The 9,426-nt window shown below is 66.8% G+C and carries 7 protein-coding genes and 1 tRNA gene; 3 read left to right on the top strand and 5 right to left on the bottom strand.

Annotated elements, in window-relative coordinates:
- The first annotated feature begins 110 nt into the window (after positions 1–110).
- Entirely contained in the window at positions 111–1,955 is a 1,845-nt protein-coding gene (locus VXD91_RS25555) for a DUF222 domain-containing protein (protein WP_346416695.1), read from the top strand.
- Between the two features lie 50 nt (positions 1,956–2,005).
- Positions 2,006–2,938 (top strand): ANTAR domain-containing protein, encoded by a 933-nt coding sequence (locus tag VXD91_RS25550; protein ID WP_346416694.1) that lies wholly within the window; start codon positions 2,006–2,008, stop codon positions 2,936–2,938.
- Between the two features lie 39 nt (positions 2,939–2,977).
- Here the strand turns inward: VXD91_RS25550 and VXD91_RS25545 are convergent.
- Both VXD91_RS25545 and VXD91_RS25540 read right to left on the bottom strand, forming a co-directional pair.
- A tRNA-Cys gene (locus VXD91_RS25545) sits at positions 2,978–3,051 on the bottom strand.
- Between the two features lie 60 nt (positions 3,052–3,111).
- Positions 3,112–3,888, bottom strand: coding sequence for a DUF899 domain-containing protein (locus VXD91_RS25540; protein ID WP_318986356.1), 777 nt, complete (start codon positions 3,886–3,888; stop codon positions 3,112–3,114).
- Between the two features lie 82 nt (positions 3,889–3,970).
- Here VXD91_RS25540 and VXD91_RS25535 point away from each other — a divergent pair, with 82 nt between their 5' ends.
- On the top strand, positions 3,971–4,702 hold the full coding sequence (locus tag VXD91_RS25535) for an MgtC/SapB family protein (RefSeq protein ID WP_318986355.1): 732 nt from the start codon (positions 3,971–3,973) through the stop codon (positions 4,700–4,702).
- 1 nt (position 4,703) lies between these two features.
- Here the strand turns inward: VXD91_RS25535 and VXD91_RS25530 are convergent, their stop codons facing one another.
- From VXD91_RS25530 to uvrB, 3 genes are read right to left on the bottom strand one after another with little or no spacing between them, the layout of a single operon-like run.
- On the bottom strand, positions 4,704–5,609 hold the full coding sequence (locus VXD91_RS25530; protein ID WP_318986354.1) for an alpha/beta hydrolase: 906 nt from the start codon (positions 5,607–5,609) through the stop codon (positions 4,704–4,706).
- Between the two features lie 44 nt (positions 5,610–5,653).
- Complete coding sequence (locus VXD91_RS25525; protein WP_318986369.1) at positions 5,654–7,045, bottom strand: MFS transporter; 1,392 nt, start codon at positions 7,043–7,045, stop codon at positions 5,654–5,656.
- 54 nt (positions 7,046–7,099) lie between these two features.
- Positions 7,100–9,259, bottom strand: a complete 2,160-nt coding sequence (gene uvrB / locus VXD91_RS25520; RefSeq protein ID WP_053856128.1) for an excinuclease ABC subunit UvrB — start codon at positions 9,257–9,259, stop codon at positions 7,100–7,102.
- Positions 9,260–9,426: the final 167 nt, after the last annotated feature.

The following is a 9,426-nucleotide window of genomic DNA, read 5'->3' as shown; positions in this document are numbered from 1 at the left end:
CGTGCGCGTCCTTCAACTCGCCGCCGACACGCTCAAAACCCCAGGCGCACAACCTAAAATAGCCCCTGAACAGCGCAAAGGCGCCCACGAAAACCCGTGGAGCGCCACACATGTTCGAACATGTGGGTGTCGGGGCCGGCGGTGTGCTGGTTCACGATGCCTCCGTGGTCGATGCGGTGGTGCATTTCGCGCGGGTGTCGAATGTCGCTGAGTGCGGGAAGTTTCGGGCGATCGCCGATCTGGTGGCGTTGCGTGTCGATGACGAAGATGGCCGGCAGTGGTGGGCCTGTGATGGTTGGGATGCTGCGGTCGCCGAAGTGGGGGCGGCGCTGGGTATCGGGAAGCGTGAAGCGTCGGGGCAGTTGTCGATTGCGGTCGCGTTGCGCTTTCGGCTACCTCGGGTGGCGGCGGTGTTCGCCGACGGTGGGGTGTCGGCGCGGACGGTCGGGACGATCTGTTGGCGTACCCGTTTGGTGGAGGATCCCAATACGCTGGCGGTGATCGATGTTGCGTTGGCGGGGGCGTTGTCGGAGTGGGCGGGTTTGTCGCGCAAGAAGATTGAACGCAAGATCGACGGCTGGGTGCAGAAGTTCGACCCGGCTGCGGTGATCAAGGTTCGGTCGGCCGCGCGCCGGCGTGGGGTCGGGGTGGGTAAGCCTGATGATGAGACTGGGGTGGCGTCGATCTGGGGTGCGCTGTTGGCCACCGATGCCGAGTTGTTGGATCGGGTGCTGGACGAGATGGCCCGGCAGGTGTGTGAGGACGATCCGCGGACGTTCGGGCAGCGGCGTGCCGACGCGCTCGGTGTGTTGGCGGCTCGTGGGGATCGGCTCGCGTGCCAGTGCGGCAATCCGGATTGTCCGGCCGCTGGGCCTGATGCCCGGGCGGCGGCGGTGATGATTCATGTGCTCACCGATCAGCTGCCGGCGCCGGTGGCTGACCCGCTGTTGCACGGAGATCCGGCCGCGCCCCTGACCCCGACGCCAAACCAGCCTGCACCTGAGCCGGTGTTCACACCCGAACCTGCGCCTGAGCCTGAGCCCGCGCCGGCGGATGACATGGCGCCGATGCCCGCGCCTGCACCGGTGGCCGACTCGAGGTCTGCCGAAAACCCGATCCCTGCTGGGTTCGAACCGGCCGGCGACGCGGCGCCCACCCCCGGCGCTCATGCGGCGCACCCGCCGGTCCCGACTTCCGCTCCGACTGCCACCAAACCCCCGGCTCCGGTGCGCACCCCGGTCGGTTATGTCCTCGGCGGCGGTGTCGTGCCCCCGGCGGTGCTCGCCGATCTGGTGGCCCGCGGCGCGAAAGTGCGCACCGTCGCCTCGGCTGCGGATCTGGACGCGGTGTCGCGGTATCGGCCGTCGGCGGCGATGGATGAGTTCGTGCGGGTACGGGCCATGACCTGCATGTTCCCGGGCTGTGATCAGCCTGCCACCGCCTGCGATGTGGACCATACGATTGCGTGGCCGGTCGGGCCGACGCATCCGGGCAACCTGAGCCCGAAGTGCCGCAAACACCACCTGCTCAAAACCTTCTACGGCGGGCCGGACGGCTGGAGTGACCGTCAACAGCCCGACGGGACGATTGTGTGGACCGCACCCACCGGCCACACCTACATCAGCGTGCCCGAAAGCCGAATCCTGTTTCCCCGCACGGTCACCGACACCCCACTGCCGAACCCACCACCACAGGACACCGATCTGGACACCCCACCGGCCCCCGGCCGGGGTGTGATGATGCCCATCCGGCGCCGCACCCGCGCCCAGAACCAGGCCCAGCAGATCGCCTACGAACGTGCCCTCAACCAAGCCGACATCGACGAGCGCGAAGCCGCCCAAGAAGCCTTCGCCCGCCGGCGCAAAGAACGCCAAGAACGCGAAGCCGCAGAAGCCGCCCAAGCCGCGGCGGCCGCTGAATCAGCAGAGCAACAAGACATCCCACCGCCGCTCTGAGTGCGGCGTGAATACCCCTGAAAAGGCATGACTTTCAGGGGTATTCAGGCGTGAGCTGCAACGGGGATCAGCGGCTCCATGCTGGCTTCTCAACACCGAAGTTGCCGCCGCTGACCACCTCGCGCGGAAGAAATACAGACAACCTTGCCTTCTCCATCGCTAGCGGGAGCGTACCCCGGTTGCCGGTCGCTACACTGCACGTCAGGACCTTGTTGAGCGCAGTTGACTTGATACTGAACCGGCACAGGACTGGAGGCGGTGTCATGGGTGCCGAAGCTGAAGTCGCGGGCGGACTTTCCTCTGAATTGTCGCGGTTGGCGCGCACCCTGCAGAGCCAACAGGTCATGGATCTCGATTCTGACCGGTTGTTGCTCGAAGTGACCGAAACCGCCACCCAACTGCTGCCCAAGGTCACTCATGGCGGAGTGACGCTTGTTGTCAATCGCCGCCGCCGGACTGTCGAGTCGGTGGCGGCCACCGGACCGATACCCAGAACGCTCGACAGGTTGCAGGACGAACTCGGCCAAGGGCCGTGCCTGGAATCGATCTGGAATCTGTACACCGTCCGTGTCGAGGACTATGCGACCGAGACGCGGTGGCCGGCCTTTGTCACCGCGTTGCGCGCTCAGACACCGGTGCGCTCGAGTCTGTCCATTCAGCTCTACACCAATGAAAACGAGCTCGGGACGCTCAACTTGTACTCCGAGGAAGCCAACGTCTTCACCCATGACGTCGAGGAGACCGCCCTGACGCTGGCGGCTCACGCTGCGATCGGCCTCGCCAATGCGCGCCGCGGCGACGAACTCCAGAGTGCGTTGGCGTCGCGGGACATCATCGGCCAAGCCAAGGGCATCCTGATGGAACGGTTCAACGTCCCCGTAGCGGCGGCCTTCACGATGCTGACGAAGCTCTCGCAGGAATTGAACATCCCTTTGTACGAGGTCGCACGGAAGCTCATCTTCGAAGAGCACCCGCCAAAATAGAAGCTCGGCAGGTGGTGAGACCTGCCGAGCTTCTATTAGTGGAGCGAGTGACGGGATTCGAACCCGTGTGAACGGCTTTGCAGGCCGGTGCCTAGCCACTCAGCCACACCCGCACTGATGACCACAGTGCCAGTGCGTGCGCCTGCCGCCCAGGGTTGAGATCGCGGTGATTGCTACCCCTCGCAGCAATCCCCCACCGGCCGACCCACCGCCGGGCCACCCTGCGGCCAGCCGGCCGGTGAGTCCTCCCACGGCTCCTGACGGCCGTACGGGGTCAGATCCAGGAACGGATAGCCGACCGCCGAATGGTCGAGCCCGCGCGCGTACGCCGAATAGGTGTGGAACACCTCGTCGCCGCGGCGCAGGAAAACGCTTGCGCCAGGCCAGTCTCCGCGCAGGTCGTCATCGGTCCAGCCGTCGGCGTGCAGTTCATCGAGCGACTTGTAGTTGTATTCGATCGGCGCTCGCGCCGGGTCGAGTGTTACATGGAAGTCATAGGTGAAGTCACCGTCTCGCGACGAGTACCAGGGGAACGTCCAGCCGTGCTGGTCGCGGTAGCGCGCGATGCTCTCGTACGGCGCCCGGGACACACACGCGAACGTGACGCCCTTGCCGTGCAACAGCTCTCGATCCCCTTCAGTGAACGTCAGGTCAGCCGCGGCAGTGCAGCTCGGGCAGCCGGCATCGATCGCATCAATCCACATGAAGTGGTGGATGTACAGCTGATTGCGGCCCTCGAACATGTCGAGCAGGCTGACGGCGCCATCGGGTCCGTCGAAGACGTAGTCCTTCTCGATCTTCACCATCGGGAGCCGACGGCGTTCGGCGTTGACGGCGTCGCGCAGATGCGTCGCCTCCCGCTCCCGGGCCAGTAGCTTTGTGCGGGCCCCGAGCCATTCCTCCCGCGTGACGACGTCGGGATAGGCGGTTGGTTGCGCGGACATGGGCATCACTCCTTGTCAGAAATCGGCCTCTACAAAGACAGACTTCGACTGCCGCCAAAAGTCATCGGCGCGCGTTAGTTTGTCCCTCATGGAGTGGCTGGCAGACCCCGCCTTTTTCGGCGGACCCGGGCAGGGCTCGCGGCAGATCATCGAACTCGTGGTCGCGTTCGGCCTCACCGCACTGATCGGACTCGAACGGGAAATCCAGGGCAAGAGTGCCGGGCTGCGCACGCAGACCATCGTCGGCACCGCGGCGGCGCTGATCATGTTGGTGAGCAAGTACGGGTTCGGCGACGTGCTGACGCCAGGTCTGGTGGTCGTCGACCCGTCACGTGTCGCGGCCCAGATCGTCTCGGGCATCGGGTTCCTCGGCGCGGGCATCATCATCGTGCGCCGGGGTTCGGTGCACGGGCTGACCACCGCCGCCTCGGTCTGGGAATCGGCGGCGATCGGCATGGCGGCCGGCGCCGGACTACTCCTGCTGGCCACCGTGATGACCGTGATGCACCTGCTGATCATCATCGGGTTCATGCCGTTGGCCCGACGGCTGGCTTCGCGATTGGGCGGGTCGGTCCGTCTGCACATCACCTACGCCGATGACCGCGGCGTCCTGCGGGATGTGTTGCAGGCGTGCGGCCGGCGCGACTGGCAGATCACCGACCTCGAGACCGATCCGGCCGGCGAACCGATCGGCGCGCCGCCAGGTCACGTCGGCGTCCAGCTGACGCTCGGCGGCGCGGGAGTCCTGCGAGCCGCGTCCGTCCTGGCCCTGATCGACGGCGTGGCGGGAGTACGCCAACTGGAGGAGGACCCCGACTAGGTCAGTCCGCGATCGCCCGGCTGACGTGCCCGGCGATCATCTCGTACACGCCGCGCGTGACGTCCGTTGCGTTGCTCATGATGTTGTAGCCGTGGTCGACGCCGGGCACCTCGTGGTACTGCGCCAAAGTCCCCACGGCGTCCAGCTTCTGGGCATACTGCCACGCCTCATCGCGCAGCCGGTCGTACTCAGCGGTGACGATCAGTGCGGGGGCGATGCCCTTGATGTCGTCGGCGTTGTCGCCCCACGCCGGTGAGGCCAGCCGATCGCGGCGCTGTGCAGGGTCCGGGATGTACGCGGTGTCGAACACCTCGCTCATCCACGGTCGCATCACGGCCTTGTCCCCCAGCGCGGAACGCTTATCCTTGCTCGCCGTCACCAAATCCAGTGGCGCATAGTGCAACATCTGCAGCTTGATCTCGGGTCCGCCCTGTTCCAAGGCCAACCGAGCCGCAGCCGCGGACAGACTGCCGCCGGCGCTCTGCCCACCGACGCACAGCTTGTTGCCATCCCATTCACGTTCGGCAGCGGCGGCCCAGACGAGAACGTCATACACCTGCTCGACGGGGGCCGGAAACCGGTGCCCCGGGGCCAGCACGTAATCGGTATTCACCACAACGACATTCGCGTGCGCGGCCAGAAATCGGCACCAGGGGTCGTCCTGTTCACGGTGGCCGACGACGAAACCGCCACCATGAACGTTGACGTAGACGCCCGGCGGAACGCCATCCGACTTGGGCCAGTACACCGTTGCCGCCGTGTCACCGTGCCGCGTCGGAATCACCGCCGACGTTGTGCTGCCGGTGATTTCAGGAAATCGGACGCCCGGCTTCGGCGCCGGATTGATGGTCGACGAGAACAGTCGCGCGACGGCATCCGCGACGATGGGCTTGGCGAGGATTGACACGAACCCGACTGTACCGACGCCCGAACCGTAGTCGTCGAACGCGACTACCCCACGCCCTTGCCTGCGCGGAAGGATGCCACGCAGCCGAGCACCGCCAGTCCGGCGAAGACGGCGAACAACCAGCTGGCCCCTACCGCGTCGGGCCGATCGACCGTGTTGACCACAATGCCCGCCAGCCCCGCGCCGAACGCCCCACAGATCAGCTGCACCGTGTTGATCGCCGCCGCGGCCACCGTGCCCTGCGCGGGATCGTCGACTCGGCCCATCGCCCACACCGACAGGTGCGGCCATGCCATGCCGACGCCGATGCCGGTGATCAGCAGCGAGAACGCCCAGACCGCAACCACGGCCGGCGATGCCCCGTCGACCTGACTCAGCGCCGCGGCGCCCAGGCCGATGGCCATCACCAACGGCGCCACCGCCACGATGCGCACCACCCGGGCAGGCGTCGTGACCGAAGCACTGACGATCTCGCTGACCGTCCACCCGACGCTCAGCGCCACCGCGAGAAAGCCCGCCGTCAACGGGACCAGACCCGCCAGCCGCAGCCCGTACAGCGGCACGTACATATCGGCCATGGTGGCCGCCATCAGTACGCCCAGGGTCACATAGATCCATTTGAACGGGCCGGGCCCGTAGGCAGTCTGCGGCAGCACGCTCACCGGCATCCGCTGATCGACGACGATGAAGACCCCGACCAGCGCCACACCGGCGGCCAGCAGCGCCACCATCACCGGCACGCTGCGCTGGATGCCCGCGACGCTGATCGCCATGGCCGCAGAGCCGAGAATCACCAATGACCACAACGGAATCCGCAGCGGCTCGTGCACGCGGTCCCCTGACCGGCCCGGCAGGCTCAACGGCACCAGGACCATCACCGCGACGGTCAGCATCGCCAGCGCACCGAACGCCCAGCGCCACACGCCCAATTGCGCGAACAGGCCGCCGGACGAGGGACCGAGCAGCGTCCCGACACCCCACATCGCCGACACGAGAGCCGACGCTTTGGGCCAAAGCGATTGCGGCAGAGCCGTGTTGATCACGGCGTACCCCAGCCCGGCCAACGTGCCGCCCGCGGCGCCCTGCACCACGCGGCCGGCCAGCATCACCTCCATGGTCGGCGCCAGGGCACACACGATGCTGCCGAGCGCGAAAACGCTGAATCCCAACAGATATGCCCGTCGCGGTCCGAAGCGGGCCACCATGCCGCTGACCGTCGTGGCCGCCATCACCGACGCCACCAGGTACACCGTCGTGACCCACGCGTACAGCCGTCCACCGCCGATGTCGGTCACGGCACTGGGCAGCAGGCTGATGGTCAGGAACTCGTTGGTCGCATACAGCGCAACGCCACCGGCCAACACCGTCGACGCGCCCAGATAGCGGGGACCCAGCAGTTCGCGCCAGCTGCCGATCGTCACGGGGTCGGCGCGCATGTCGGTCACGTCCGCGACGCTAGGGGCTCAACCGCGGTTGAGGTCAAGGAGCGCTCATTTCAGACCGGCCGCATCCATCCCGCGCAGTTCCTTCTTCAGGTCGGCGACCTCGTCGCGAATGCGCGCCGCCAGCTCGAACTGCAGATCCCGCGCCGCGTTCATCATCTGCTCGGTGAGGTCCTTGATCAGGTCCGCCAACTCGGCACGCGGCATATTCGCCGTGTCGCGGCCCTCGACGATGCCGGCGCTGACCGCACGCCCCGGCTCGCCCTGGGCCCGGCGACCGCGGGAGGCATTGCGGCCAGAACCGCCGATCTCGACGGTCTCGGTGTCCTCCGCCTCGCGATACACCTGGTCGAGGATGTCGGCGATCTTCTTCCGCAGCGGCTGCGGGTCGATGCCGTTCTCCTCGTTGTAGGCGATCTGCTTGGCGCGGCGACGTTCGGTCTCCTCGATGGCCGCCTGCATGGAGTCGGTGATCTTGTCGGCGTACATGTGCACCTCGCCGGACACGTTGCGCGCCGCGCGGCCGATGGTCTGGATCAGGCTTCGCGTCGAGCGCAGGAAGCCCTCCTTGTCGGCGTCGAGGATCGCGACGAGCGACACCTCGGGCAGGTCCAGGCCCTCGCGGAGCAGGTTGATGCCGACCAGGACGTCGTAGTCACCGAGCCGCAACTGGCGCAGCAACTCCACGCGGCGCAGGGTGTCGACCTCGGAGTGCAGGTAGCGCACCCGGATGCCGGTCTCCAGCAGATAGTCGGTGAGGTCCTCGGCCATCTTCTTGGTCAGCGTCGTGACGAGCACGCGCTCGTCGCGTTCGGTGCGCTTGCGGATTTCGCCGATGAGGTCGTCGATCTGGCCCTTGGTCGGTTTGACGACGATCTTGGGGTCGACCAGACCCGTCGGCCGGATGACCTGCTCGACGAACTCGCCGCCGGACTGGGCCATCTCGTAGGACCCGGGGGTCGCCGAAAGGTACACCGTCTGGCCGATCCGGTCGGCGAACTCCTCCCAGGTCAGCGGCCGGTTGTCGACGGCCGACGGCAACCGGAAGCCGAAGTCGACGAGGTTGCGCTTACGGGACATGTCGCCCTCGTACATGGCGCCGATCTGCGGCACCGTGACGTGTGACTCGTCGATGACGAGCAGGAAGTCCTCGGGGAAATAGTCCAGCAGCGTCGCAGGCGCCGAGCCCGCGGCGCGGCCGTCGATGTGCCGCGAGTAGTTCTCGATGCCCGAGCAGAACCCGACCTGCTTCATCATCTCGACGTCGTAGTTGGTGCGCATGCGCAGCCGCTGCGCCTCCAGGAGCTTGCCCTGGCCTTCCAGCTGCGCGAGCCGCTCTTCCAGTTCCTGCTCGATGGTCGAGATCGCCATCGCCATGCGCTCCGGGCCGGCCACATAGTGGGTGGCCGGGAAGATGCGCAGCGAGTCGACCTTGCGCACCACGTCGCCCGTCAGCGGGTGCAGGTAGTAGAGCGCCTCGACCTCGTCACCGAAGAACTCGATGCGCACCGCCAGTTCCTCGTAGGACGGGATGATCTCGACGGTGTCGCCGCGCACCCGGAACGCGCCGCGGGTGAACGCCACATCGTTGCGGTTGTACTGGATATCCACCAGCAGGCGCAGCAACCCGTCGCGCGGGACATCGTCGCCGACCTTCAGTTCGACGGAGCGGTCCAGGTACGACTGCGGCGTGCCCAGACCGTAGATGCACGACACCGACGCCACCACCACGACGTCGCGGCGGGACAGCAGGCTGGACGTCGCCGAGTGCCGCAGCCGCTCGACGTCGTCGTTGATCGAGCTGTCCTTCTCGATGTAGGTGTCCGTCTGGGCGATGTACGCCTCCGGCTGGTAGTAGTCGTAGTACGAGACGAAGTACTCGACGGCGTTGTGCGGCAACATCTCCCGCAACTCGTTGGCCAGCTGGGCGGCCAGGGTCTTGTTGGGCGCCATCACCAGGGTGGGACGCTGCAGCCGCTCGATGAGCCAGGCGGTGGTCGCGGACTTACCGGTACCGGTGGCGCCGAGCAGCACCACGTCACGCTCGCCCGCGGCGATGCGCCGCTCGAGTTCGTCGATGGCTGCCGGCTGGTCACCCGCCGGTTCGTACGGGCTGACCACCTCGAAGCGCCCGCCGGCCCGCACCATGGCGTCGACCGGCCGGTATTCCGAGTGCGCGAGGACGGGGTATTCGGTCGCGAAGGCCATGAGTACCAGGGTAGAGGCGGGCACCGACATTTAGCCTTTGAGTGAGTCCGTGGGCAGGTCGAGGCACCGACCGGGACATCTGGTGATCCCTGACGTCTGAGTGGCCGCCCGCGGGCTCGGTGCCTGGTCGAGCGGTGTCCTTGTTTGGGAACTTGGAGCCAGCCTGA

This window comes from Mycobacterium sp. SM3041 (assembly GCF_039668335.1).
GTDB lineage: Bacteria > Actinomycetota > Actinomycetes > Mycobacteriales > Mycobacteriaceae > Mycobacterium.
Note: the sequence above shows the minus strand (reverse complement) of the source record. Positions and strands in the feature narration are given on the sequence as shown.

Bases quoted from the DNA above. Each gene is read 5' to 3' on its own strand.
- VXD91_RS25555 (WP_346416695.1), top strand. From the start codon at position 111: ATGTTCGAACATGTGGGTGTCGGGGCCGGCGGTGTGCTGGTTCACGAT.
- VXD91_RS25540 (WP_318986356.1), bottom strand. From the start codon at position 3,888: ATGCCCATGTCCGCGCAACCAACCGCCTATCCCGACGTCGTCACGCGG.
- VXD91_RS25535 (WP_318986355.1), top strand. From the start codon at position 3,971: ATGGAGTGGCTGGCAGACCCCGCCTTTTTCGGCGGACCCGGGCAGGGC.
- VXD91_RS25525 (WP_318986369.1), bottom strand. From the start codon at position 7,045: ATGCGCGCCGACCCCGTGACGATCGGCAGCTGGCGCGAACTGCTGGGT.
- uvrB (WP_053856128.1), bottom strand. From the start codon at position 9,259: ATGGCCTTCGCGACCGAATACCCCGTCCTCGCGCACTCGGAATACCGG.